The following is a 25,167-nucleotide window of genomic DNA, read 5'->3' on the forward strand; positions in this document are numbered from 1 at the left end:
GCGTCGGTCAAACCATCAAATAATTGAAACCGTTAGGGATGTAACTCATGCGTAATAGACACAGATCTTGTTTTGATCGATCTCCTTGATCTGAATATCCATGTCATAGATGCTGCGCAAGACGTCAGGCTGAATAATCTGGTTCGTGCTGCCTTCCTTGATGACTTTGCCGTCCTTGAGCGCGACGATATAGTCGGAATAGCACGAAGCAAAGTTGATGTCATGAATGACGATCACGATGGTCTTGCCCAGTTCGTCCACCATTTTCCTCAGGGTCTTCATGATCTGGACGGAATGCTTCATATCCAGATTGTTGAGCGGCTCGTCGAGGAGAATGTATTCCGTGTTCTGGGCGATGACCATGGCGATATAGGCCCGCTGCCGCTGCCCGCTGCTCAATTGGTCCAGGTATTTGTGCTGGATCTCCTCCAGTTCCATATAGCGGATGGCTTCATCAACATAGCGCCAATCCTCCTCGGAAAGTCTGCCCTGCGAATAGGGAAAGCGTCCAAAGGAGACCAGTTCCCGTATCGTCAACCGCAGACTGATGTGATTGGACTGCTTGAGGATTGAGATTTTCTTGGCCAGTTCGCCGCTTTTCCACTGACCAATTTCCTGGCCGTCGATGTATATCTCTCCCTGATCCTTGGAAATCAGCCGGCTGATCATGGACAGCAGCGTGCTCTTGCCTGCCCCGTTCGGGCCGATAAACGACGTGATCTTCCCTTTTTCGATGGTGACCGATACATTTTCCACCACGTTTTTCGAACCGTACCGTTTCGAGACGTTTCTCACATCTACCATGCCTTATTCTCCCTTACCAGCAGATATAGAAAATAGACGCCGCCAACGAAATTGATAATCACACTCAATGGCGTGGAAAAAGAAAAGACCCGCTCCACAACCAATTGTCCACCGACCAAGGCGATGATGCTGATAAGTGCCGAACCCACCAGCAGGTATTTGTGACGATAGGTCTTCAAGAACTCATAGGTCACGTTGACCACGAGCAGCCCCAGGAACGTGATCGGTCCCACCAGTGCGGTGGAGACGGAGATCAGCACCGCGACGACGATGAGCAGCCGTTTGACCACGTAATCGTACTCGACGCCCAGGTTAATCGCCTGCTCTCTTCCCAGGGACAGGACATCCAGGTATTTGACAAACCGCGCAAAATAGAACAGCACGAGCACGACAGCGATACAGGCGAGGACGAGGATCTTCGTATTGACGTTGGCAAAGCTGGCGAACATCCTGTCCTGGACGACGAGAAACTCATTGGGATCAATGAGCACCTGCATGAACGTGGTCATGCTCTGGAACATGGTGCCGAAGATCAACCCGATCAACAGCAAGTAGTAGATGTGTTGATTCTCCCGCTTAAACAGCACGTGGTACAGCACGCCCGAGAACAGAATCATGACCCCTACGGAAAGGAGAAAGTTTACATTGTGATTCATCATCGTCAGGGTCTTCGAGCCAAACAGAAAAATGATGACCGTCTGGATGAGCATGTACAGCGAATCCAAACCCAAAATGCTGGGGGTCAGGATTCGGTTGTTCGTAACGGTCTGAAACACGGTCGTCGCCAGGGCTATGGCGCCGCCCGTCAAAAGAATCGCCAGAACCTTTCCCAGCCGTTTCGGCAGGACGTAGTCCCAATTGCCGCCGAGTTTAATAAAGAGAAATACGCCGACCAGTATCACACAAACCGCGGCCAGAGCGCCGACTTTTGCTTTATCCCCCATGTGCCTGTCTCCTCATCAACAAGTACGCAAAAATGCCGCTTCCGATGACCCCAACGGTAAGACTGATGGAAATCTCGTACGGATAAATAATGATCCGGCCGAGTATGTCGCAAAACAGGACGAAGACTGCACCCAGCAAAGCCGTGTGAGCAAGGCTTTTCTTCAGATGATCGCCCAAGTAGAGGCTGACGATGTTTGGGATAATCAACCCCAGGAACGGAATCGTTCCCACCGTCAATACCACGGACGACGTCACCAGAGCGACGATGATTAACCCGACATTCACCACTTGCTTGTAGTTCAGCCCCAGGTTTTTGGAAAATTCCTCTCCCATCCCTGCCACGGTAAACTTGTTGGCGTACAGGTACGCGAGGATGAGCAGCGGAATGCTTATGTACAGCAGTTCATATCTGCCTTTCATAATCATTGAGAAATCCCCTTGGAGCCAAGACGATATGTTTTGAATCAGGTCGTATTTGTACGCAAAAAAGGTAGAAATGGACGTAATGATGTTGCCAAACATCAGCCCCACAAGCGGGATAAAAATGGAGTCTTTCATCTTGATTCGATCAAGAATTTTCATAAACACGAATGTTCCGATTAGCGCAAATGCAAACGCAACAATCATCTTTTGCAGAGGACTTGCGCTCGTAAAGAGCAGCAAGGATACCAACACACCCAGCCTGGCCGAGTCCAGCGTTCCCGCCGTCGTCGGGGAGACAAACTTGTTGCGGCTGAGCTGCTGCATGATCAATCCGCAGATGCTCATACTCGCGCCCGCCATGATAATGCTGATCAGTCGAGGCAGTCTGCTGACCAACAAGATCTGCGCCTGGTCTTCACGAAGGCCGAACAGATCCAGCGGGGAGATGTCCTTGACGCCGATGAAAATGGATGTAACCGATAGTGCGATAAGCGCAGTAAACAGATATCTCTTTTTCATGTCGCTTCCTTACTCTTCCCTGATCGACTCGGGATGTTTTCTCGCGGATAAAAGCCACTGGCACCAATAATGATATTAATTATCATTCTCATGACAGGTACTATTCTAACACGTTCCGGGTATCTGTCAACAGCGTTTTTGGAAAAAAGCGCCGTATCAATGAGTTGTATGTCCCAATATTTCATATCACGTTTTCCCATGAAAAAAGACACCCGGTCACAGGTGTCTCAGCGTGTAGACAAAGGTCGCGGCGCATGGGAGATCGGGCCCGCTCGCTCGCTTGACGCCCAGCACAGAAGCGGATGAAGTCCGCTCCAAAACGAGACGCGGGCAGGGGACAAACATCTGGGTGTTTCGATGAAGTGAGACTTGTGTCCCCTGTTGATCCCCGCGTCTTCGTTTTTATGCTGAGTCGGTCGTCAAAGGAGCTCGCTTGGCCCATCACTCCATGCCCGAACTTTATCTCCACCTTCGGTTGATCAATATGCAGGCCTTCCGGCCTGGAAATCATTTTCTTATGGACGCTTATTCAATGAACCGTTTGTCTTCAGTCTGAAACACCCGGTCACAGGTGTCTTTTTTCGCGGAATGCCGTCATCGGTGCGGCTAGCTGTGCAAGCTCCCCTCCAGACGGGCGGCAGGGCGGCAGGGACCTACCGGGAGCTGGATCAGGCAGGTTTGGCCGCGTGAGGCGATGCCATAAATCCCGTCGCACACATCCGCATCGTATCCAAGCAGCGGATGCCCCGCCATTCCGAGGGCTGTTGCCGCCAACAGCACATGCTGCACGAGCATGCCCGCTTCCATCTGTTGAATGCGGTATCCCCTGTAGCCCAGTGCCGTTTTGAGGTGATCCCGCTCCCCCGCCAGATGCAGGCATAGCGGGGTTTGCAGCAGATTGACGTTGTCCAGCGTCATGGCCTGTTGGAGCGACAGCCGATGATCGCCGGGACGTTCCAGCTGCAAGGCATGCGCACCGCTGTCATAGCGGTAGGCACCGTCCGGGATTCCTTCCACACGATGCAGACAGAGATAGAGCGAGATGCGAGGGTGAGGATTCGCGCTGCTGCCGTCCAAATCATTTCGGTAGGCGAAGGAAGCAATTGCCTCCCGCAGCATTGCGGCCAGCTGCTCCTGGCTTACCCGGCCCAGCACGAAGTCGATCCCCGGCGAATGCCGCCCTCTGCACGCTGCTGCCAGGTCATAGACCAACCGCTCTGCCTCGGGCAGGAACACCGCCCGCCCCTTTACGGACTCCTGCCTCTCACCCTCTATCTGCACAAACGCCCGTGTCGATTCCAGCAGGGAGGCTTCGTTCATCCTGACCAGCATCGGATACGGGCGGACCCGCTGCGATCGGACGTAGTGCTCATGCGCAACAGGCATCAACTCCCGGCACAATTCACTGGCCGTGATCACCTCATCACTCCCCCTGTCAGAAAACCAGGTCATCCCCGGTTCCACTGACAGCGGAATGACCGCATATACGCTCTCGTCCTGTTCGGACAGTCCGAGCAAATGGTTAATGGCCCTGTCAAGAAACTGGAAGTACACTCCGGCCGAAAAGCCAAATCGTTTCGCCACCTCCAGCATCTGCCCGATCAGCACTCCGGCATCCAACCCCTGCAGCCGGTAGGAAAAGTTATGGTATTTAAAAAAATTTTTCCAAAACACCGTCGAGACAAACACCGTGCCGAAGCACGCCGACACGTCACAGCGATTGCCGAGAGCCCTGGCGACATAGGAGTCAAAATTGCCTTCCCGCAGCAGCACCAGGCGGTGATGTGCAGCATCGTAATGGTAGACCCCTGTCGGCAGTTCCATGATTCGCAAATACAGGTACAATTCGTTGGGATACAGTGCCCCGCCGGAAGGAACAAAGCGCCGGAACGCATGCATCACGCCGCCTTCGCATCCCATTCCATCCCCGGGATAGTCCCATTGGCTGACCTTGGTCAGCCCGTACACATACCAGAGAAAATGGCCGATGTCGGACAGCGCAGGCGTTCCGGTCACCTCCCGTCCTATCAGCGTCAGCGGCACTTCCGCCGAAAGCGGGACGACAGGCAGGCCGCGGTAAAGTTTATACCCGAGGGGCGCGTCGCTCCAATCCACCTCCCAGTCCGGCGGCTCAAGCCTGTCAATGTTACCGTGCAGGTGGTGCAAAAATGAATCCAGACGCATAAGACTTCCTCCCGTCCGGGATTATGGAAACGGATGCGGATGGGGATTGAGCTGATCCGGTGTCAACGGCTGCCTGACATATCCCAGCTCCATGGGGACACGCAGCACCCGGTCCAACCCTTCCAGGCGGGTCAGGTGATACCCGAACGTCATCGGCAGCATCCCCGGAATCAGCACTTTTACGCAGTACAGGCTGTTTCGCCGCATCTCCGGTGTGGTCTGGTCCACCACGATGACATCGAGGTTTACGCGCCGAAATGCCTGGAGCATATCCTTCAAGTCATCGGTCAGGTCGGCCGACTTCTTCTGCTGCGGAAATGATTCGTCAAACGTGTGCAGCGGGCGGTCTTCATTCAGCAGAAAAGCCAGGCGCTTCTCCGCTTGCGGCAACCCGTACAGCATGGAGTGGTCTTCCATCTCCTGCACCAGAAACGGATCGTCCATCATTCGCTCATACTTCTCCCGAAACGCCGCAAATTTGCCGTCAATTGTACCCATCATGTCAGCCAGTTCGTGGACCGCCCCTTTCACCGCCCGGACCGGGTCCGGATGAGCTCCGGCCGCACAGATGAGATTCACTCCTGTTTGTTTTCTGTTTTTGGCCAGCACCCACACGCTTGGTATGCCGTTCTCCATCGTCGCGTTGTAAAAATGCAGGTCGTAGCCTCCCACCGTCTTCGCACGCTCGATCATCAATTGCAGTTCTGTATCGTCGAGGGAATCGGGGTCAAGGCGCGGAAGCGGCAGCTGGGCGTACCAGGTCATCAGGAACGAATCGCGCTCCACCACTTCCAAAATGCCGTAGAAGATTGCTTCCTCCAGACTTCCCCCCAAGGCGCATCCGTTGGACGTCTCATAGACGAAGCCGTCCCCGTAATTCAGGCTGTAATAGGCCAACAGCTCCGGAACCAGAATCGGACGCTCCTGCATGCAGGAGTAGCCCCACACCCATTTGATCGGGCGGTCAGGATCAAACGGCCGGTACGGAAAATCAGGACGTGCGTATTGATCCTTGGCGTGCACCCCTACCGTGAGCGGGTTGAGCGCTTGATCGGCAAGGTTGCGGTAGCTGTCGTACACGACCGTCCGTTTGCCGCGCGGTTCCAAACCGCAGTACCGCTCCAATCCCTCCAAAATCGCCAACAACTCGCTTTCCGCGAAGGAATGCGTCCGCCCCGCCGTCGATTCGTCCCCCACAAACAGCGGCAGATTGACGCTGACAACGGCAAACGGCGCCTCGTAGTTGTTCCGTTTTCCGTTGAGCAATCCCGTCCGGGAATCCAGGTAGTCCCTGCTCAGAACGTCTTTCAGCTCATCCAGCGAACGGCAGCGGTACCTGTCGGCACTCAGCTTGGGGCGGGGTGCGAGCGAAATCTGCGCCGCCATCGGTGAATCGTCGGGCAGTTCACCGCAAACCGGGCACAGCGGGTCGGGCAGAAAAAAGTGACGCGAGCTCTCCAGCGTTTTCAGGTTGACCAGACAGACGTGTTCTTCCAGGTGGGCCTGCCCGCCCTGCAGCACCCGTTCGGCTTCGGCGATGAGCAGGTGAGCTGTCTGCAGCATCCCGGTCCGCGACGCCCACGGGTCCCGCGGCATCCCTCCCTGCTCCGCCAGCGCCCGTTTCCATTCCCACATCTGGCTGCGGTCTATTCTCGCCACGATCCGCCGCAGGTCCGCACACTGGGAGCAACCCGGCTTCCCCGGGCGCACCAGCGGTCCAATTACAGCTTCGCCGCATGCGGCAAATCCCCGCAGCCAGGGAATGCCGGCCGGTTGAAACAGCACCTCAGCCTGCTTATGGACAGCAGGCTCCCAGGTATCGTGCAAAACCAGCACGAGGTCCGCCGATTCCGGCAGGCTGGTTTTTACGTCGGCATGACGAACAATCCGGTATTGAGAGGACAATGCCCTGCTCACGAAGGCGGCCAACAGCCCTTCTCCAACAACAACCACACCAGCACTCACCGGGACTCCTCCTCTCGCACCAGCACGCCAAACACCCCTGCCAATCCTTCGCGCAAAAACGGCTCCAGCGCCAGATCACAGACCAGCAGCCGCTTGTTATTTCGTCGCAGCACCTGCAAAGCGGACTGCACAACCATGACATGATCGTCCGCTTCACACGCCGGGATGCTCAGGCTTTGCGGCGTCTTGTCTGCCAGCAGCACGTCGGGAACCTCCACCGCCTGCATCCCGGAGTGCGCCGCCTGGTTCTGCGCCTTTTGCAGCGCCTGCTGCAGCGACTGCCGCAGAGCTGACGCCACGTGGAACCCCACGCTGCCATACCACCGGCCATTCAAGCCGACCCACACCACGGGGAACCCGCAGACGTCCTCTCCCAAGCCGATCAGCGGCGCCTCCTGCATTGTGGTCAACGCCTGCAAGTAATAGCGGCAGGGCTCGTCTGCGACCGTTTCCACCTGCAGCAAAGAGATGCGCGGCTGCTCGCTTGCGTATCGTCTCCTCAAGGCCTCGGTCAAACACTTCCGCAGTCCCCGGCTTACGCCTTCTGCTGCTGTTTCACCTGCCCCAATGCCGATACATTCATCCGGTTGGAGCGTGATCTTGTCGGCCTCCTGCTCGGCGGAGAGCGCCGACAACAGCCGATCAGCCAATTTCGTCACGTACGCTTCGATCCCCGCAAGCCCCGCTTCCCGCCGCGCCTCATCATGCGTCAACCCTGTACAAACCACTGCCGGCTGCAGGCGATCCGGCCCCTCCGCCAGCGGATCGACAGCCTGAACCACGCACTGTGCCAATGGAATCTGCCGGGTATCCAATGGTTCCCACACGTGCAAAATGCCGGTTACCGGCGATGTGAGCCGGCTGAAAACCGGAGTCAATCCGTCCGTATCCCGCCTGCCGGCATCCCGTTCAAGCGGCAGATCGGAAACGTTGATCCACTCGATTGGTTTACAGCCCGTCACCAACGGATGGGGCAGGAACGAATGCCAGCTTCCTTCCAACGTCTCCAGGTCCAACAGAAAGAATTGCGGCTCTGTCCGGAATACGCCTGCCGCCGTTTTGAACCATTCGAACACCATGACATTCGCCAGCATGGCTGCCGCGGTGGAGGAAAAGGCGTGCTGCTTCGGGTCTTTGCGCACTGCCGACAGGTGCAGGCGACGCCACGCCGACTCCCAACATCCCGCGCTGTCCGGATGCACCAGCGGACCGGCCATCCCTGTCTCATGGATGCACAAGGCCGGGAGGAACACCTTTTTTTCCTGCTTGCAAATGTCTTGAAGAAGACACAGTTCCTCGACATCCCCCTTTTCTGACACGTACAGGATCGCATCAAACGGCTGGACAAACTCCCGCCAGGAGAAGACTCCCCCTTTTTGCAGCGAAATGGCCTCCAGTGATACCTCAGGGTCTTCTTTTCGTGCATGTTCCGCCAGTTCCGCCAACCGCTGCCGATTGGTGACCGCCTCATCCGTGATCAGTACGTGCAGCCTGGGCAGTCCCGACTCCAACAATGCCGCTGCCAGCGAGAGCAAAAACGTGCCGGCGCCCGCCGCAGCCACCCTGGTCTGACGATACGTCTGAAAGCGGTAGGCACCCGAGTCCGCGAAACTGTCCAAAAATTCGATTTGCTCCGCATATCGTTTGCGTATCCCTTCCGGCAGTTGATGCGGCCGATCCCGGCTTACATCACGGACAAAACCGTTTTTGTACAGCACCTCTGCAATCTCATACACCCGGTTCCGGTGCGGGGCCGGCAGTCCGTCCGTCAACTCCTCCAGCGTATGCTCGCCATTCAACACCGGCATCAGTTTTTCCATCCACTGCAGGATCGTCCTGCCTTCCATGTAAAGCGAGCCGACGTTGTTCCGAACATGTACTCCGCCGGATGGATCGGGAAGAAAAAACGTATCTCCCTTCACTTTCAGACGCATCGAAGGCTTCAAACCTGTCATCCCCATGGTCCCTCCCGTTCGCCGTGCTGACTATGCGCATCCATCCCACAATGACATTTCGTGTTCATCATATGTACCGCTATTTGTCCTTCTTGCCTACTTTGTGGGGAGGGCTTCTTTAGACAGCCCGCTTCCTTGACACGAATCCTGACAGGCCCGTCACTTCCAACCGAACCCGTCGCTTCCAACCGAAAAAGAAGCCGAACCCCTTGCAAGTGAAGGGATTCGGCTCTTTTTCCAATAATAATAAAAACGATATTCGGGCTATCCCCAGCACCGTCCGCACCGCGGGAAGAAGCAGTTGTGGCAGCGTGGGACAAAGCAGTTGAAGCAGCGCGGGAAAAAGCAATTGGCGCAGCGTGGGAAGAAGCAGTTGCGGCAGCGCGGGGCAAAACAGTTGCGGCAGCGTCCCCCACATCGCCCGCAGTTGAATTGAGCGTATTCGTATTCCGGATTTTCATAGGGAACCATTTCGCTCGCATGAAATTCATCCGCTTCCAAGTTTCTCATTTCCTTTTTGAAATCGTCCAATTGTGATACCTCCATTCAAGAATTGACCTGGAAATTTAGGAACGGCCATCGTCAAAAGCTGTCACCGTACGCGTCGTACACGTCGTAGTAGCCTGCGTACGGGTCAACATAATCAACGTAGTCCAGATATTCGTCATAGAACGGCGCCTGGTAGACAACCGGCACGTAAGACAGATAGGGCGAATACATGACCTGATACGGGTGCGGCCAATAATACCACTGCGGATCGTACACGGCTGCGTCGTAAGGTATATAGCCATGTTGGCTTTCAACGGGTGTGCTGCTCAATGAAACCTTTCCCCTTTCACCATCTTTCTGATTGCTGCTACAGTGCACAATATTCCGATTTCCCAGATTGGTTGCCTGCCCATATCGAATTGGGCGTTTATCTAACACGAAAGCCACTCCAATACACAGGAGTGGCTTCAGTGTGTAGACAAGGTGACTATTGCAAGGAGAACACGTTTCCGTCATCCGCTCCGTGCTCGCCCAGCAGGGAAGCACAAACTGTACGCTCCGCATCGATTTGCGGGGGATCGCCAAAGCCGCATGGCTACGCAGCCCATTCAGAGGTGGCGCTCCTTTCTCCCGCAAATCGCCACTCCGCTCGGTAGGGCTCACAAGTCGCTCTGCCTGGAAACGTGCTTCTCCTGCGGTACAATCGGTTTGTCTTCAGTCTGAGCCACTCCAATACATAGGAGTGGCTTTCGGTTGTTCGATGGGTGATGATACCCGCTGCGCGCTACTCGTAACGCAATGCGTCAATCGGTTTCAACCGCGCGGCTTTGCGGGCCGGGTAGACCCCGAAGATCACGCCGACAAGCACGGAAGAGAGGAACGCGTACAGCATCGGCGTCACACTGACTGATGTGGCAATGCCGGCAAACTGCCGCAAGCCGATAGCAGCGCCGACACCCAAAAGAATGCCGATGATTCCCCCCAGCAAACTGATGGTCACGGATTCGATCAAAAACTGCCGTTGAATGTCCCAGCGTTTTACTCCGAGCGCTTTGCGGATGCCGATCTCACGCGTGCGCTCCGTCACCGAAACCAGCATGATGTTCATGATCCCGATTCCCCCGACCACCAGCGAAATGGCGGCAATGCCGGACAACAGGGCGGTCATTACACTGGTCACCTCTTCAGCTGTACTAAGAATTTCCGATTGCGACCGGATTTGAAAGTCGTTTTCCTGGCTTGGCCGCAGGTTGTGCTGGGCTCTCAGCGTCAGCTGAATGTCAAACTGCGCCTGAGGCAGCGCCTCCGCAGAGACGGCCGACACGTAAATGCTGCCCACAAACCTGCCTCCGGTCAGCCGGTTCATGGCTGTTGTAATCGGGACGATCACTTTGTCGTCATTGTTGGTCATTCCCGTACTGCCCTGACTTTTCAAAATGCCGATGATTTCAAACGGAATCCGGTTGATCTGGATGGTCTGTCCGATCGGGCTGGCATTGCTGTCGCCGAACAAATTGGCGATCACGTCCGGACCCACTACTGCTACATTTGATTGTCTCTGCACTTCCAGTCGGTTAAAGAACCGGCCCTGCTGCACCTGTACGTTCCGCACCTGGGGATATGATTCATTGGTGCCTTCGAGCGAGGTGGCGTAGTTTTTGTTTCGCCAGACGACCTGAGCCCGCCCCGTCACACTGGGCGAAGCTGCTGCGATGGAACTGTTTTTCGTGAGCGCTTCACTGTCTGCCAGCGTCAGGCTGTTTAACGAACCGGCACCCAGGTTGATTTGCCCCCGGGCAGTCTGGCCGGGCGTCACGATGAGCAGATTGCTCCCCAAGGCGTTGATTTGCGACGCCACGTCGGCGGAAGCACCTTCCCCGATGGCCACCATCGCGATGACGGCGGCAACCCCGATCACGATGCCGAGCATGGTCAGCATCGAGCGCAATCGGTTTGTTTTGATACTGCGCAAAGAGACGCGCAGGCTTTCCGCGAAATTCATACCTTCACATCCTCAAGGTTGGCCCGTCTCTGCCGGGCAACCGCTTCGTTTGCGATGATCTGTCCGTCACGAAAGCGAATGATCCGCTTGGCATGTTCGGCAATGTCGGGTTCGTGTGTAACCAGCACGATGGTCTTGCCTTGCTCGTGCAGCTGCTGAAAAATGCTCATGATCTCAATGCTCGTTTTCGTATCCAGCGCGCCTGTCGGTTCATCAGCCAAAAGCAGCACGGGATTGTTGACCAGCGCCCGGGCAATCGACACCCGCTGCTGCTGCCCGCCTGACAGTTCGTTCGGCTTGTTGTACAGCCGGTTGCCCAATCCCACGCTTTCCAGCGCCTGCACGGCTCGTTCGCGCCGTTCCTTCGCGGGAACGCCCGCATACAGCAAGGGCAGTTCCACATTTTCCACCGCGCTGGTACGGGGGAGCAGATGAAATTGTTGAAACACAAAGCCGATCTTTTGATTGCGAATGATGGCCAGCTCGTCGTCATCCGCCTGCGACACGGGGTGACCATCCAGGTACAGTTCGCCCGACGTAGGTTTGTCCAGACAGCCGATCAGATTCATCATCGTCGATTTGCCGGAACCGGAGGGACCCATGATCGCCGCAAAATCCCCCTCCTCGATCACCAGGTTTACCCCGCGCAGCGCTTGAATTTCCTGATCACCGATAACGTACGTCTTCTTTACCTCTTCCATCTGAATGACCGGTTTCATCTCAACGATTCCCTCTCATGCCGCCGCCGAATCCTCCGCCGGGTCCTCCGCCAGGGCCTCCCATCCCGCCAAAGCCCGGGAAGCCTCCCATGCCGTTTGACCTGCTGCTGGAGCCGGAGGCGGCAGTGTTCTCAAAGGTCAGGACCACTTGATCCCCTTCCTGCAGACCGGACGTGATTTCCACCCGGTCAGAGCTGAAGTAACCGATCGTGACCGGCTGGAAGCGGAAGCGGGCAGCGTTCCGGCCTGCTGCTGCGCCTCCTGTTTGTGCAGCGCCGGCCTCACCCTTGGCCGATGCGAGGTACACACCATCTTTCCCGTTCTGGGTTTTCAGGGCAGCTGCAGGGACGTACAGCACATTTTCGTGCGTTCCCACTTCGATGCTCGCGTTGACGGTCATGCCGGTTTTCAGTAGGCCGTCCTTGTTGTCGACGGACAGGAGCACCTGATACGTGGTGACCCCCGAATCGGTCGTCGCTTCCGGATATACCAGCTTCACCTTTCCGGCAAAGGGTTGATCGGCATACGATGAGGTGGTAAAGCTGGCCGACAGCCCCGCCTTCACTTTGCCGATGTCGCTTTCGCTGACGTGCGCCAGCACCTCCAGATTGCCGGCGTCCGAATTATCCATGATGATGAACGGATTGGACGGGCTTTCCCCCACATTTCCGTTTATCTGCACAATCACCCCGTCCATGGGCGCTTTGATGGTTGTGTCCTGCAGGTTTTTTACCTGCTGCTGCCACTGCGCCTCCGCCTGTGCTACTGCGGCTTGTGCAGACTGCACAGCCGAGGAGTCCGGCCCCGCTTTGGCTTCCTGCAGGTCGGCCACCGCCGTTTCATACGTCGCCCGCGCCTGTTCCAGTTCGCTCTTGGCTTTCGCTTGTGTCTGGCTGCGGGCCAGCACGGCGCTGTTGTACTCCAGCTGCGCCTGATCCAGACTGCTCTTTGCTTGCTCATACTCGCTTTTGGAAATGATGCCCTGAGTGTACAGCGCGCTTTGCGTGTTGTAGGTCCGTTGCGCGTTCTCCAGATTGGCTTTGGCCTTTTCCACGTCGTAATCGGCCTTTTTTGCGTCGTAACCGCTTTGGGCCGCGTCCAGTGCGGCCTTCGCCTGGTTCACCTTCGCCTGCAGCGCGTTGATTTCCGCCGCGGTCTTGGGCTTTGTCGCTTCAGCCAAATGGGCCTTGGCGGACAGGAGATTGGCTTCCGCATTCTTTACCTGCAATCGGGCTTCCGAATCGTCCAGCTCGGCCAGCACTTGCCCGGCCTTGACACGGTCGCCGACGTTCACACGGATCGATTTGATGACTGCATTGCCGCTGGAAGCAGACAGCGAAACACGCTTGGAGGCCTGCACGGTTCCCGATGCAAAGACCGTTTCCGTTACATTTCCCCGCTTGACGGTCTCCACGCGCATCACGGAGGCGGGGCTTTGCGAAGACGCCCATTTCTGGTAGGCAAAGGTTCCCGCCCCGCCCAACAGGACAGCGACCAAGCCGATCGTCACGACCCGTCGCCTGTTTTTGCCGGGCAAGAACAGTGCCAGATTTCTCTTGGCATACTCACTCACGCAGCATTCCCCCTAGACGTATCTGACAAGTCTTACCCGCTCATTATAGGGAGCAACGGTGAAAAAACGGTGAAAAGGAAAACGCCTTCCTGATCGATGCCGAAACCATTTTTTCACCCAATTTTCATTGAAAGCGTGTAGTATGGAGAGAGGAATGAGACCAGACACCTTTTCATGTTTTGTGCAAGGAGTGTCTCTTTTGAATATTTTGCTGGCCGAAGACGACATTCGACTGGGTGAATTGATCGCGTACATGCTGAAGAAAAAAGGAGGCTATCAGGTTGAATGGGTGACACAGGGAGACGATGCCCTCGCCTATGCCCTGCAGGCCCACTTTGACATCCTGATTCTGGACTGGATGCTGCCCGGAGAAGATGGGGTGCGCGTAGCCAGCCGATTGCGCCAGCAGGGATACAACGGCGCCATTCTGATGCTGACTGCGCGAGACGCGCTCCAGGATCGCATCGAGGGGCTGGACTCCGGAGCCGACGACTACCTGGTAAAACCGTTTGAAATCGAGGAACTGCTCGCCCGCTTACGCGCGTTGGCCCGCCGCAATTTTGCCCCGATTCAGGAGCAGATCGTGCAGATCCATTCGATCACCGTCAATCTGACCAACCGCACAGTCCATGACGGCGAAAAGGAAATTCACCTGACGCCGCGGGAATACCAGCTGCTGGAACTGCTCATACGCAACAAGGGACAGGTATTGTCGCGAGAGGTGATTTTCGAGCGCATCTGGGGCTTGAATTCCGACGTGTCCATGAAAACGATAGACGCCACCATCAAGTTGCTCAGGAAGAAGCTCAACGGCGAGACGGAGATGATTCAATCCATTCGCGGGGTGGGATACAAACTTGATGACTGACTGGTTCTCGCGCTGCCGTTTTTGGAAAAAGGATCTGTTTGTACATACGCAAAACCGGATGACCGTCCAATACAGCATTTTGCTCATGGTCTTTCTCACTCTGTTTATTGGTATCGTTTACGTCCTCGTCGACATCGGGATTGCGTATGAACAAAAGAGACAGCTGCAGATGATCACCGAACAGGAAGTCAAGCTGATCGAAGAGGCGCTGCGAGACGACGTGCTGAGTCAGGAAGAGTACGACAACCTCAACCGGATGCGGGAAAGCCGGAATCAATTCTTTTACTATGTGGTGGACGCAAACGGACAGCTTTTGTTTGGCGATGAATTCATCCCGCGGGCCAAGTCACAGATCCTGGAGCTTGTCCGGGGATGGATTCCTGCCGCCAACGAAGTCCGGCACGGCACCGTGACGGTTCCGCCTCCGCCCCGGCGAGGCAAGCCGATGCCGCCGACGGACGGACGGCTGGAACTGATGATGACGGGCCGCCCCATTTTTCAGGGCGTACAGATGAAGGGAATCCTCTACACGGGTATCGACATTTCGTTTATCAACCATTTGCTCAAACGGCTGCTCACCGTATTGACGGTCCTGGGCATTTTGTTTTTGGGGATTGCGCTCCTCCTCAGCCATTTCATGTCCAAGCGGGCGATGATCCCGATTCGTCGTTCCTTTCAGCGTCAGCGGGAGTTTGTCGCCGACGCTTCGCACGAGCTGAGGACTCCGCTCAGCATCTTGCAGTCTTCGCTGGATGTATTGGAAATGGAAGAGGGCGAGCAGCTTTCCGCTGTTGGACGAACCGTTCTGGACAACATGAAAGATGAAGTCAGACGGATGACCAAACTGGTGAGTGACTTGCTGACGTTGGCCCGTTCCGACTCCGGCCCCCCCGATCTGCAGTGCGAGTACGCTGACGTGGTCCCTGCTGTCCAACAGATGATCCGCTCCACCCAAACGGTGGCTGCCTCGAAAAAGATCTCCCTGAGACTGGATGCGCCAGCGACGGTGATGGTGTACGGTGATCATGAACGGATCAAACAACTGCTGTACATCCTGCTGGATAACGCCATCAAGTACACTCCCAGCGGCGGAGACATTACGGTCACTCTCTCCGTTGACAACACGGCGAATCCCCCGTCCATGTGCCTCACCGTCCGCGACACCGGCATCGGCATCCCGCCAGAGGAGCAGGACCGCATTTTTGACCGGTTTTACCGGGTCGACAAAAACCGCTCGAAACAAATGGGCGGCACAGGACTGGGGCTGGCCATCGCCAAATGGATTGTGGAAGCCCATCACGGCACGATCACCGTGACGAGCAGCCCCGGACTCGGCAGCAGCTTCACCGTCAAACTCCCGCTGCATTCCCCCAAAACGTAACGGCTGTGTGCATACACAAACAACAAACAAGGGTCCATCACCTTGCTGACACACGCAGCACAGGCTGATGGACCCTCGCTTTTTCCAGCACGACGGCGTCATCATTCCGCTTGGACCCCGACGCCGTCTGTTTCTAGCCGCATCTGACGACAAGAGCTATTTCATGACCAGGTACTGTTCCAAATCCAAATGCAGCAGGTACTCATTCTCTTTCAGAGAAGGGCTGCGGTAAAAGACGACGGAGAATGTGGGATATTCTTCATACGGGATGAGCCTGTATTCCAGAATGTCGCTGAAGTTCTTTTCAAACTTCCGGTCGTGCACGGACTCAATAGACTTTCCGTCAATGCTCAACGGCAGCTCCGCGCACAGGAAACTGAAAATGGAATCGTCCAGGGACGCAATGATCTCGTCCCACTTGGGCTTCTTCTGCTGGAAGAAGTACTCGTACACGTTGACGCCGTACGCATGCGCCCCCAGATCGGTCGTGCACAGGCCGGCGAAGCGGAGCGGATTCACCTCGATTGGAATGAGCTGGCCCGATTTGGAAATCCGCACTTCAAAGTGCATCGGGAATCGGCGGAGCTGCATTTCATGGCCCAACTGCTTCATAAATGTCTCGATTTTGGCCAGGGCCTCCAGCAGCACGCTTTTCCCGGTGAAATAAATCCGGTCGGACGTGTCGGCTTCGTGCGCAAACATGCGCTTGAACACGTTCAGGACGACAGGTTCCCCGTTTGCATCGTAAAACGCATCGACCGCGTATTCCTCTCCCTGAATCCACTCCTCCAGGATAAAGCTGCTGGCGCTCACGACCGACTCGGGATAAATCTCCTTAGCCGCTCTCATGTCCGCCTGCAGCTGCTTGCACATCGCCGGCCATTCGTCCGGCTTTTCCACCAGGTAAACGCCGACGCTGCGAAAGCCTTTTGTCGGCTTGACCACCAGTGGAAACGGAAGTGTCTCCACCGGCAGTCGGAAAATCTCCTCATAGGAACACTCGCGGAAAAAGAAGTCGGGATACAGCTTTCGCAAGGTCTCGCGAAACTTGATCTTGTTTTTAAACAGCTCCGCCTGTTCCATGAGCGGTGTTCCCTTCAGAAGCGGATACACGGACGCCACCGCATACTCGGAATTGCACAACAGCGCAAGGTCGGGATCACGCACACGATCCGCCACCTCGTCCAACTGCCAAATCTCCAGCGTTTTATCCAGCGGAATGCGGATATCCCCGCACTTCACCGCCGGTACGCCCACATTGGCAAGAGTCTGGGACAAGAGCAGAGATACGTACGGCTTATCCAACACCATCATCATGCAGATTGTTCCTCCTTACCCGCATCGCCGCGCACCACAAACTTTTTGACCAACTCATTGAGCTGTTCGGAGGTCGCTTTCATCTGACCGGCAATCTGTCTCATATCAGATTGAATCTCCGTCTGATTTTGAATGTTGCTGCTGATCGTCATCAGAGCCGCCGTCATTTCCGTGATGCTTTCGGTTACCTGCCCCAGATTTTGGGACGAAGCGTCCGTTCCGTCAGCCTGCGCGTCCACATTCGCCTCGAACGTCTTGATCTGCTCCGTGGAACTTTCAATCGACGTTTTGATCTCTTTCATGTGTTCGATCAGCGACATGACATTTTGTTTTTCCCGCAGAATAATCTCGCTCTGCTTGCTGAGCGTGTGGATGGTCTCACTGAGCGAGTTTTGCAGTTCGCCAATAATGCCGTGAATATTGTCCGAACTGTTCTTGGATTCTTCCGCCAGCTTGCGAACCTCTTCGGCTACGACCGAGAAACCTTTGCCGGCTTCACCCGCCCGCGCCGCCTCAATCGAAGCGTTCAACGCGAGCAGATTGGTCTGTGTACTGATGCTGGTCATGGTCGTCACGATGTCGCTGATTCGTTTCATGCTGTCTTCCAGCTGCTTGGCAATGTCAACCGACTTCTTCACTTCGACCTCGATATTGTCCATGCCGGCCAGCGCCTTGTTGGCAACGCCCTCCGAGTTTTCGGACAAGTTCTTGATCTGTGTAATTTCATTGACCAGATGGCCCAACGTGGACAGGTTGTCCCGAGTGGTCGCGGCAATCTCCTCCACCGCCGCGCTCAATTCCTGCGCCACCGCGGAGATGTTGGTGGACTCATTGCTTACGTCGTTGGTTTTGCGGTTGATGCCCTCGATGTACTCGGTACTGGACGCGATGTTTTCCTCCAATTGAATGGAGTAGTCAACAACGGTCGTGGCCGAACGTTTGATGTCGGCGATCATCTTCTCCAATTGGTTCAGGTATTCATTAAATGCGTCGGCCAATTGACGAATTTCATCTGACCCGGATACCTGAATGCGCCCCGTCAGATCTCCGCCGCCCGAGGCGATGGCAACCAGACGGTCGCGTACGTCCGACAGCACGTTCAGACGTTTGGAGATGTATGCGAAAACAATCACAATCCCCACGATGAACATGAAGATGATCAGGCTGATGAGCATCACCTGCTGGTCGGACAATTTTTCAATGTTTTTGACAGGAACCCACAGGAACAAATACCACCCTGTCTCTTCGATCTTGTTGGCAAACACGAGATCGTCCTGATCGGTGTACAGATCGCTGTCTTTCTGTTCGTTTAATACCTTCACCATCCACGCCTTCATGGCAGGATCTTCAATATCGGTTTCCAGCGTATTCTGTTCGTTTGTCTCCACCTGTTTGACTGCGCCCGTCAAGATGTTTTGATAGGAATCAACAACCATGGCGTGCATGCCGTCCGCCAGCGAGAGCGAGTTGGCGATGTCCGCCACACCCGTCAAGGAAATGTCGATGGAGAAGACGCCCTGGAACTTGTCCTGTGCATAAATCGGGATGGAAGCCGTCACCATCATGCCTGTTCCCAATTCGTCCTTGTACGGCTTCGTCCATTTAATCTCCCGGCTGGGGTTGTTTTCGGGCACGGCGATTTGGAAAAATTCATTGGCCATGGATTTGTCGGTCGTATAGGCGCCTTCCTTGTTATCCACGAACGGATAAATTTTTTGGAACTTGTGAACGGTCGTAAAATAGTACCACTGCGATTCGGGAATTGTCTTTTTAATCGTCGCAAACAGACCGTCGAAGCTCTCGGACGCCAAAATCTGCCGCTTTTGCTCAACGGTCAGCGGTCCTTTTTCAATCCGCGCATTCCCGATGTCCGCCTTTGTTTTGGCGACATATTCGTCCAACGCGTACAACCCGTTGCTCATCCGATACTTGCTCTCAAACAACTGGTTGACCAGGTCATCCGGATATCCGCGCAGTTCCTCCAGCTTTTTCTCGTACGAAGAGTTGGCCAGCTTGCTGACCACCCCGATTTTTTCGAACTCTTCCCCGATCAGCTGAATCTTGGACTGCAGGAGGCTGCTTGTTTTGTTGATCTCCTCCTGCTGAATGGTTTGTTTGGAATAACTGATGGCAAATGAGGACAGTCCCAATTGCAGGACGAGAATGATCACAAACAAGAAGAGGACACGGGCTTTTAAACTGCGCAACCGCAACCCGCGCCATTGGAAGTCCCATTTTTTGCTCGTCGCGTTCATGTTTCTACCTCCGATCGTCTGTTGGTTTGAAGTGATATGAAATGGCATCCTAGAACAAACCTGTAACCCCCTTTCGCTCATTCGAAAGGTTGGACTGGCAAAACCGGCTGCCACTAAGCAGACGATAACGGTGGCCGTGGAACCATTTTCCCTTGCTGGAATGTTCACAAAAAAGACTATTCGGTTACCCGAATAGCCGCCATTCCTGAGACTGAGTGAAATAGAGCGCATCGGTTTCGGCAACCCGGCCATCATAGTTTTGACAACTTAGACCCGAGGCTTTGCGTCCTTATCTTTCGATAAGTTTGCCATTGACGAACCTTGTCGAAATTTAGTGGATTTTAGTGGTTTCTGTAATATATTGTGTCTTTTTGTCACATTCATGATATAACGAATTAGGTTACTGGTCAATATTTCCTATACCGCGAAAGTTGATAGACCTATGGATTTGCAGCGAAATTTCCAGCGGCTTGGGAGTTTTCTCACATAGGATTGATCGGTAGAGAGGAGCTTGGTAGGAGGGATGAAGAGATGATGGAATGGGGATTTGAGGTTCGATAAAAACATTTTATTGGCGTGATGGGCGTATAAAACCCCCCCCAAACGACTTGTTTGAGGGGGCGGACCGAAGACAAACGGTTCATTGAGTTAGCGTCCACAAAAAATGATTTCCAGGCCGAAAGGCCTGCCCATTCATCAACCGAAGCGGAAGACAATGTGCATCGCATGGAGGGATGGGCCAAGCGAGCTCCTTTGACGACCTGCTCAGCGGAAAAACGAAGACGCGGGAATCAACAGGGGACACAAGTCTCACTTCCTCGAAATACCCAGATGTTTGTCCCCTGCCCGCGTCTCGTTTTGGAGCGGACTTCATTCGCTTCTGTGCTGGGCGTCAAGCGAGCGAGCTGGCCCGATCTCCCATGCGCCGCGAACTTTGTCTACACGCTGCCCCCCAAACGACTTGTTTGAGGGGGCGGACCGAAGACAAACGGTTCATTGAGTTAGCGTCCACAAAAAATGATTTCCAGGCCGAAAGGCCTGCCCATTCATCAACCGAAGCGGAAGACAATGTGCATCGCGTGGAGGGATGGGCCAAGCGAGCTCCTTTGACGACCTGCTCAGCGGAAAAACGAAGACGCGGGAATCAACAGGGGACACAAGTCTCACTTCCTCGAAATACCCAGATGTTTGTCCCCTGCCCGCGTCTCGTTTTGGAGCGGACTTCATTCGCTTCTGTGCTGGGCGTCAAGCGAGCGAGCTGGCCCGATCTCCCATGCGCCGCGAACTTTGTCTACACGCTGACCCCCCAAACGACTTGTTTGAAGGGGCGGACCGAAGACAAACGGTTCATTGAGTTAGCGTCCACAAAAAATGATTTCCAGGCCGAAAGGCCTGCCCATTCATCAACCGAAGCGGAAGACAATGTGCATCGCGTGGAGGGATGGGCCAAGCGAGCTCCTTTGACGACCTGCTCAGCGGAAAAACGAAGACGCGGGAATCAACAGGGGACACAAGTCTCACTTCCTCGAAATACCCAGATGTTTGTCCCCTGCCCGCGTCTCGTTTTGGAGCGGACTTCATTCGCTTCTGTGCTGGGCGTCAAGCGAGCGAGCGGGCCCGATCTCCCATGCGCCGCGAACTTTGTCTACACGCTGACCCCCCAAACGACTTGTTTGAGGGGGCTGTTCCTTCATAACGATAAAAGAGCGCTCAGCCTAATTTTCCGCCGTGGTAACAGTAATAATGCGCAGCGTGCAGACTTGTAATGGTTCGCAACGATTGCTCCGCTTTTTCCAGATCCAAACAATAATGCGGATTGGCGACGACGAGTTGACCGTTGTCATTCACCGCAGCATCACCGGTAATCACGCTGTTCAGTTCGGGAACATACAGGGAAATGTGCCCGGAAGTATGTCCGGGAGTAGCGATGATTTTACATTGATTGGAAAACAGCATGCCGCCATCGCGCACCACGTGATCAACGGGCACATGTTTCAAACTCTTCAACTGCTGGATGAACCATTTGCCAAATGCCTGTTGTTCCACAGGCAAATGCTGCAGCAGGTTTTCAGCCTGAATCAATCGCTCTGCTTTGCTTTCACCGCTGATGAACCTGGCTTCCTGTTCACTTGCGATAATCCGTATCCACGGGTATTTTGCTTTAAAATCATACAGTGAGCCGATATGGTCATCATCGTAATGCGTAATGATGATATGTGTGAGATTCTTCGCGTCATAGCCGTTTCTTGCGATCTCGCTTTCGATGAGAGGGAGAAACCCCGGATACCCGGTATCGACCAAAGCCAGTTCATTCTCCGATACGATCAAACTGGGATAGATCACATTGGTTGTGCCATTAAATTCAAACGAAATGCTCAGTTCGACAATCTCCATACGCTTCACCCTACTTTCCATAAGTCCGTATCGTTTATTCCGGGTGATTCCCCGACGCCTCGCCAACCGTATAAGGCGTTGTCACGTTGGGATACGTCAAATGCATCGACATCCCCAACGCCGCATGCTCCAGTATGTGGCAGTGATCCATCCAGATGCCCGGATTGTCGGCGCGGAATGCCACTTCGTAGGTTTCGCCCGGTTCCACGAGGACAGTGTCAAGCACGAGCGGACTGCCCTTGTACGGCTTGCCGTTTCGGCTTAGGACAACAACATGATGTCCGTGCAGATGCATCGGATGCTCCGAAAACGACCGGTTGACGATGCGCGTCTTGACGAGGTCCCCTTCCTCCACCACGAACGTCGGCGTATGCGGAAACACTTCCCCGTTAATGGCCCACAAGTGATTCGAGGAGCCATTGTAATTCCCCAAATAGATCTGGTCCAACACCATGAGAAATTCCCGGTCAAACTTTGCAGTGTCATCAATTGGTGCCGGAGCGGGAGCACCGTATTCCAGCGGGTCCAGGATCGCACCTCCTGCCCGGATGTCGGCTTTCCCCTGCCCGTCTTTACTGAATACAACAACGGCTTGGGATTCCCTCTCATCCAGCGCCAATGTTACCGGATGTTCAGGCATCGTAAATGTCACATCATACCGGCCGCCTCCCCCGATTTTCAGCCGCCGGTCGGTCACCACCCCCGGCTTGTGAATGTCCCAACCGTCAATCGCGGACACTTGGAAAGGCGTCCCATGAAGCGAGAATATTTTCGTATTGCTGGCGCTGTTCATGAGCCGAAGCCTCACCTTCGTACCGGGCTTTATGATTTGGCTTTGAGCGGGGGCTGGCAGATGCAGAACCGCTGTCTCTCCATCCGGCGTTTCCCAGTCGTGAGCGAAAACCGTGACATCGGCTTCCTCGCCGCTCGTCTGACCATTCCCGGCACTGCTCGCATCACTGCGCTTGGGCAGGATAATGAAGGCCCCGAACAGCCCTTTGGCAACCTGGACCGAAGAAACTTGATGGGAATGATACCAATGGCTGCCCGTCTCTTCCACGACAAAGCGATACGTATGGGATTCGCCGGGCATGACGGCATCTTGGGTCAATCCCGCCACCCCGTCTTCCGCGTTTGGAACATCGACGCCGTGCCAATGCAAAGTAACCCCTTGTTCAATATCTTGATTCCGCAGCGTGACTTCCACCAGATCTCCTTCGTGCACCACCAGCTGCGGGCCCGGAACCTGGCCGTTAAATGTCCACGCTTCGACCGTGTGTCCCGATGCGAGCCGGATCGTCTTCTTCTGCGCGACGAGCGTAAAGCGTTTGTCGGGTTGGCCGGTGCGGGGGCCTGTCAAATCGGCGACGCTCACCGCTGCTGCGCTGCCTCCTGCCGGCATGACGGCATGGTGACCGTGATGATCTGACGATACAACGCTCGAAATTTCGGAACCTCCGCCATATTCAAACGTTTCCGGGTGAATCATCGCCATGGATTCAGGAAATTTGCTGTTTGCAAGCGACCACTGAAACCACGCCACCAACAGGACAACCGCCGCTGATGCCAACGCGGTTTTTCTCAATACCCGCGCCAGAATCCCCTGGGGGCGGTACCGGATGATCTCTACGCGCCGCCGATGGTACAACCACAGCAGAGCGGCGCATCCCACCAGCACGGCCAGGTACAGCGTGGACTCTCTCACATCCGGGATGGATGGAATATCGAACATTACCAGAGACAGCACCAAGAGGGCCCCGGCTGCCATCGTGTGAATGGATGCCGCGATGAACACCAAAGATTTCGGCGTCATGACCGTGTTCTGCTTCAAGAATGGCAGAGCGCTTCTGGCCACGAAAATAGCCGGCAGAGCCAAGAGCGGCAGCATGACGATAACGCGATCCATGACGAAATACCAGCCTAGCGTGAAATAGGCTACCGTCATGACGACACCCCAGAGGAAAAGCAGGATGAAGCCCGCCCAAACGCCGACTCGCACCGCTTTTCTCCACCGGGAAACACCGGTTTGCCGAAACGAAACGTATTTCAGACGATTCGCCGCAAGTCCGGTCAGCCCCCAGACGATCACAAGCGCCAACAACAGAATAAATTCCAGACCATACAGTGCCTCGAGCACGAAATTGCCTCCTTTACGTCTCCCTCCAGGAGCCCCTTTATACCGTTACCTTGTCATGCCAGTTCACGCGATAATCGTACATCCACGCGAGAGATTGACGGCTCGCCATCTTCAGAAAGAAAGGGAGCATCAAATCGCGGAAAAACACTTGTACCGGATTCGTCGCATGTTTGCGCTGGCCAATGCTTCTCGAATACTTGACGATCTTCTCCACCCGTTCCCGCCGCAACAGCTCAAAGTGCCGGAACGCCTCTCCCAGATTGCCGATGTCCCGGACGCATTTGGCGAGCATCAAGGCATCCTCAAGCGCCAGCGAAGCCCCCTGCCCGGCGTTGGGCGAAGTCGCATGAATCGCGTCGCCGATGAGTACCGCGGGTCCGCTGTACCAGGCGGAGACGGAGATCAGGTCGTAGATCGGATAGACGCCGATGTCGCTTTCCGTCTTGCGAATAATGTCCGGAACGGGCTGAAGTTCGCCTTGGTACAGGTTGCTGATCACTTGACGCCACTCCGCCTGTGGTATGGACATCAATTCTTTTCTCGTCGGCCTGCCCGGATAATCGAGATTACCGAACCAGTAGATTTCTCCGTCCGACTTGACCAGATAACCGAAAAACGCTTTTTTCCCGAATACCATGTGCTGGGTGCCGGGCTCGCGCGGAACATCGACGCCGCGCGCAAAGCCGCCAAAGCTGATCAGGCCCGTGTAATCCGGTTCCGGAGCGTTGGGCAATATCAGCCTGCGCGTGCGGGAATGAATGCCGTCGCAGCCGACCAGCAAATCGCCTTCCGCAGAGGTCCCGTCTTCAAAAAAGGCGGTCACCTGCCGATCCGTCATCTGCAGATTTGCAAGCCTTTTGCCGAATTCAATCGGGATGCCTTCCTGCAAGGCTGCTTCGCGCAGCACTTTGTGCAAAAATCCCCGTTTCACCGTGAACCCTTGCACTTCTCCGGAACGGTCGCCGATCGTCCCCAGCCATTTGCCGCTGCTGCTGTGAAAACTCATGACGCGCATTTCAATGCCTTCCCTGCGAATGCGGTCGTCTACGCCCAGTTCGCTCAGGATGCGCATGCCGTTGCGCGCCACATTCAGAAACAGGCCGGCGTAATCATCATGATCCGGCTGTGCTTCATAAATGCGCGGTTCGTATCCGGCCCGCCGCAAAAAGATCGCAATCGCAGGTCCAGCAATTCCGCAGCCGATAATCAGCGCTCGCTTGTTTCGCATCGTGTCATT

General features: G+C 55.1%; 18 protein-coding genes and 1 riboswitch. Of the genes, 2 read left to right on the top strand and 16 right to left on the bottom strand.

The features are described from left to right. Window positions 1–45: 45 nt before the first annotated feature. The 11 genes from IRT44_RS03075 to IRT44_RS03125 all read right to left on the bottom strand — a co-directional run bounded on the left by IRT44_RS03075 (window position 46) and on the right by IRT44_RS03125 (window position 13,578). Entirely contained in the window at window positions 46–804 is a 759-nt protein-coding gene (locus IRT44_RS03075; protein WP_230077432.1) for an iron ABC transporter ATP-binding protein, read from the bottom strand. Further along, entirely contained in the window at window positions 798–1,748 is a 951-nt protein-coding gene (locus tag IRT44_RS03080; RefSeq protein ID WP_171566291.1) for an iron chelate uptake ABC transporter family permease subunit, read from the bottom strand. The genes IRT44_RS03075 and IRT44_RS03080 overlap by 7 nt, the downstream gene beginning before the upstream one ends. Then, window positions 1,738–2,691: an ABC transporter permease gene (locus IRT44_RS03085; RefSeq protein ID WP_230077433.1), complete on the bottom strand. Its 954-nt coding sequence runs from the start codon at window positions 2,689–2,691 to the stop codon at window positions 1,738–1,740. Before IRT44_RS03085 ends, IRT44_RS03080 begins: the two co-directional genes overlap by 11 nt. A gap of 606 nt (window positions 2,692–3,297) precedes the next feature. Next, the gene (locus IRT44_RS03090; RefSeq protein WP_230077434.1) at window positions 3,298–4,875 is read right to left on the bottom strand and encodes a SagB family peptide dehydrogenase; all 1,578 of its coding nucleotides are present in this window, start codon (window positions 4,873–4,875) and stop codon (window positions 3,298–3,300) included. A gap of 21 nt (window positions 4,876–4,896) precedes the next feature. Further along, the gene (locus IRT44_RS03095) at window positions 4,897–6,840 is read right to left on the bottom strand and encodes a TOMM precursor leader peptide-binding protein (protein ID WP_171566294.1); all 1,944 of its coding nucleotides are present in this window, start codon (window positions 6,838–6,840) and stop codon (window positions 4,897–4,899) included. After that, on the bottom strand, window positions 6,837–8,795 hold the full coding sequence (locus IRT44_RS03100) for a putative thiazole-containing bacteriocin maturation protein (protein ID WP_230077435.1): 1,959 nt from the start codon (window positions 8,793–8,795) through the stop codon (window positions 6,837–6,839). The genes IRT44_RS03095 and IRT44_RS03100 overlap by 4 nt, the downstream gene beginning before the upstream one ends. Before the next feature lie 264 nt (window positions 8,796–9,059). Continuing rightward, entirely contained in the window at window positions 9,060–9,341 is a 282-nt protein-coding gene (locus tag IRT44_RS03105) for a heterocycloanthracin/sonorensin family bacteriocin (protein ID WP_171566296.1), read from the bottom strand. Between the two features lie 36 nt (window positions 9,342–9,377). Then, on the bottom strand, window positions 9,378–9,614 hold the full coding sequence (locus IRT44_RS03110; RefSeq protein ID WP_171566297.1) for a hypothetical protein: 237 nt from the start codon (window positions 9,612–9,614) through the stop codon (window positions 9,378–9,380). A gap of 454 nt (window positions 9,615–10,068) precedes the next feature. Then, window positions 10,069–11,286 carry an ABC transporter permease gene (locus IRT44_RS03115; protein WP_230077436.1) on the bottom strand — a complete coding sequence of 406 codons (1,218 nt, stop codon included), beginning with the start codon at window positions 11,284–11,286 and terminating at the stop codon, window positions 10,069–10,071. Then, window positions 11,283–12,005 (bottom strand): ABC transporter ATP-binding protein, encoded by a 723-nt coding sequence (locus IRT44_RS03120; protein ID WP_171566299.1) that lies wholly within the window; start codon window positions 12,003–12,005, stop codon window positions 11,283–11,285. Before IRT44_RS03120 ends, IRT44_RS03115 begins: the two co-directional genes overlap by 4 nt. Before the next feature lies 1 nt (window position 12,006). Then, window positions 12,007–13,578, bottom strand: coding sequence for an efflux RND transporter periplasmic adaptor subunit (locus IRT44_RS03125; RefSeq protein ID WP_230077437.1), 1,572 nt, complete (start codon window positions 13,576–13,578; stop codon window positions 12,007–12,009). 199 nt (window positions 13,579–13,777) lie between these two features. On the opposite strand from IRT44_RS03125, the gene IRT44_RS03130 reads away from it, so the two are divergent. Beyond that, complete coding sequence (locus IRT44_RS03130) at window positions 13,778–14,446, top strand: response regulator transcription factor (protein ID WP_171566300.1); 669 nt, start codon at window positions 13,778–13,780, stop codon at window positions 14,444–14,446. Then, a complete protein-coding gene (locus IRT44_RS03135) occupies window positions 14,439–15,827 on the top strand; it encodes a sensor histidine kinase (RefSeq protein ID WP_212132817.1) in 1,389 nt (462 codons plus the stop codon). Before IRT44_RS03130 ends, IRT44_RS03135 begins: the two co-directional genes overlap by 8 nt. 156 nt (window positions 15,828–15,983) lie before the next feature. Here IRT44_RS03135 and IRT44_RS03140 read toward each other — a convergent pair whose 3' ends face one another. From IRT44_RS03140 to IRT44_RS03160, 5 genes are all read right to left on the bottom strand, one after another. Further along, window positions 15,984–17,144, bottom strand: coding sequence for an ATP-grasp domain-containing protein (locus IRT44_RS03140; protein ID WP_212132816.1), 1,161 nt, complete (start codon window positions 17,142–17,144; stop codon window positions 15,984–15,986). Then, window positions 17,141–19,399 carry a methyl-accepting chemotaxis protein gene (locus tag IRT44_RS03145; protein ID WP_171566303.1) on the bottom strand — a complete coding sequence of 753 codons (2,259 nt, stop codon included), beginning with the start codon at window positions 19,397–19,399 and terminating at the stop codon, window positions 17,141–17,143. Before IRT44_RS03145 ends, IRT44_RS03140 begins: the two co-directional genes overlap by 4 nt. A gap of 235 nt (window positions 19,400–19,634) precedes the next feature. Beyond that, window positions 19,635–19,719: riboswitch (cyclic di-GMP riboswitch) on the bottom strand. 1,390 nt (window positions 19,720–21,109) lie between these two features. After that, a complete protein-coding gene (locus IRT44_RS03150) occupies window positions 21,110–21,793 on the bottom strand; it encodes an MBL fold metallo-hydrolase (RefSeq protein WP_230077438.1) in 684 nt (227 codons plus the stop codon). Between the two features lie 34 nt (window positions 21,794–21,827). Next, window positions 21,828–23,930, bottom strand: a complete 2,103-nt coding sequence (locus IRT44_RS03155) for a multicopper oxidase family protein (RefSeq protein ID WP_230077439.1) — start codon at window positions 23,928–23,930, stop codon at window positions 21,828–21,830. A 37-nt stretch (window positions 23,931–23,967) separates the two neighbouring features. Then, entirely contained in the window at window positions 23,968–25,158 is a 1,191-nt protein-coding gene (locus IRT44_RS03160; RefSeq protein WP_171566306.1) for an FAD-dependent oxidoreductase, read from the bottom strand. Window positions 25,159–25,167 lie beyond the last annotated feature (9 nt).

The organism is Brevibacillus sedimenti (assembly GCF_020923495.1).
Taxonomy (GTDB): domain Bacteria; phylum Bacillota; class Bacilli; order Brevibacillales; family Brevibacillaceae; genus Brevibacillus; species Brevibacillus aydinogluensis.

Excerpts from the sequence above, each read along its gene's own strand:
- IRT44_RS03075 (WP_230077432.1), bottom strand. The coding sequence starts at position 804 with ATGGTAGATGTGAGAAACGTCTCGAAACGGTACGGTTCGAAAAACGTG.
- IRT44_RS03080 (WP_171566291.1), bottom strand. The coding sequence starts at position 1,748 with ATGGGGGATAAAGCAAAAGTCGGCGCTCTGGCCGCGGTTTGTGTGATA.
- IRT44_RS03085 (WP_230077433.1), bottom strand. The coding sequence starts at position 2,691 with ATGAAAAAGAGATATCTGTTTACTGCGCTTATCGCACTATCGGTTACA.
- IRT44_RS03090 (WP_230077434.1), bottom strand. The coding sequence starts at position 4,875 with ATGCGTCTGGATTCATTTTTGCACCACCTGCACGGTAACATTGACAGG.
- IRT44_RS03100 (WP_230077435.1), bottom strand. The coding sequence starts at position 8,795 with ATGACAGGTTTGAAGCCTTCGATGCGTCTGAAAGTGAAGGGAGATACG.
- IRT44_RS03105 (WP_171566296.1), bottom strand. The coding sequence starts at position 9,341 with ATGGAGGTATCACAATTGGACGATTTCAAAAAGGAAATGAGAAACTTG.
- IRT44_RS03115 (WP_230077436.1), bottom strand. The coding sequence starts at position 11,286 with ATGAATTTCGCGGAAAGCCTGCGCGTCTCTTTGCGCAGTATCAAAACA.
- IRT44_RS03120 (WP_171566299.1), bottom strand. The coding sequence starts at position 12,005 with ATGAAACCGGTCATTCAGATGGAAGAGGTAAAGAAGACGTACGTTATC.
- IRT44_RS03135 (WP_212132817.1), top strand. The coding sequence starts at position 14,439 with ATGACTGACTGGTTCTCGCGCTGCCGTTTTTGGAAAAAGGATCTGTTT.
- IRT44_RS03140 (WP_212132816.1), bottom strand. The coding sequence starts at position 17,144 with ATGATGATGGTGTTGGATAAGCCGTACGTATCTCTGCTCTTGTCCCAG.
- IRT44_RS03145 (WP_171566303.1), bottom strand. The coding sequence starts at position 19,399 with ATGAACGCGACGAGCAAAAAATGGGACTTCCAATGGCGCGGGTTGCGG.
- IRT44_RS03150 (WP_230077438.1), bottom strand. The coding sequence starts at position 21,793 with ATGGAGATTGTCGAACTGAGCATTTCGTTTGAATTTAATGGCACAACC.
- IRT44_RS03160 (WP_171566306.1), bottom strand. The coding sequence starts at position 25,158 with ATGCGAAACAAGCGAGCGCTGATTATCGGCTGCGGAATTGCTGGACCT.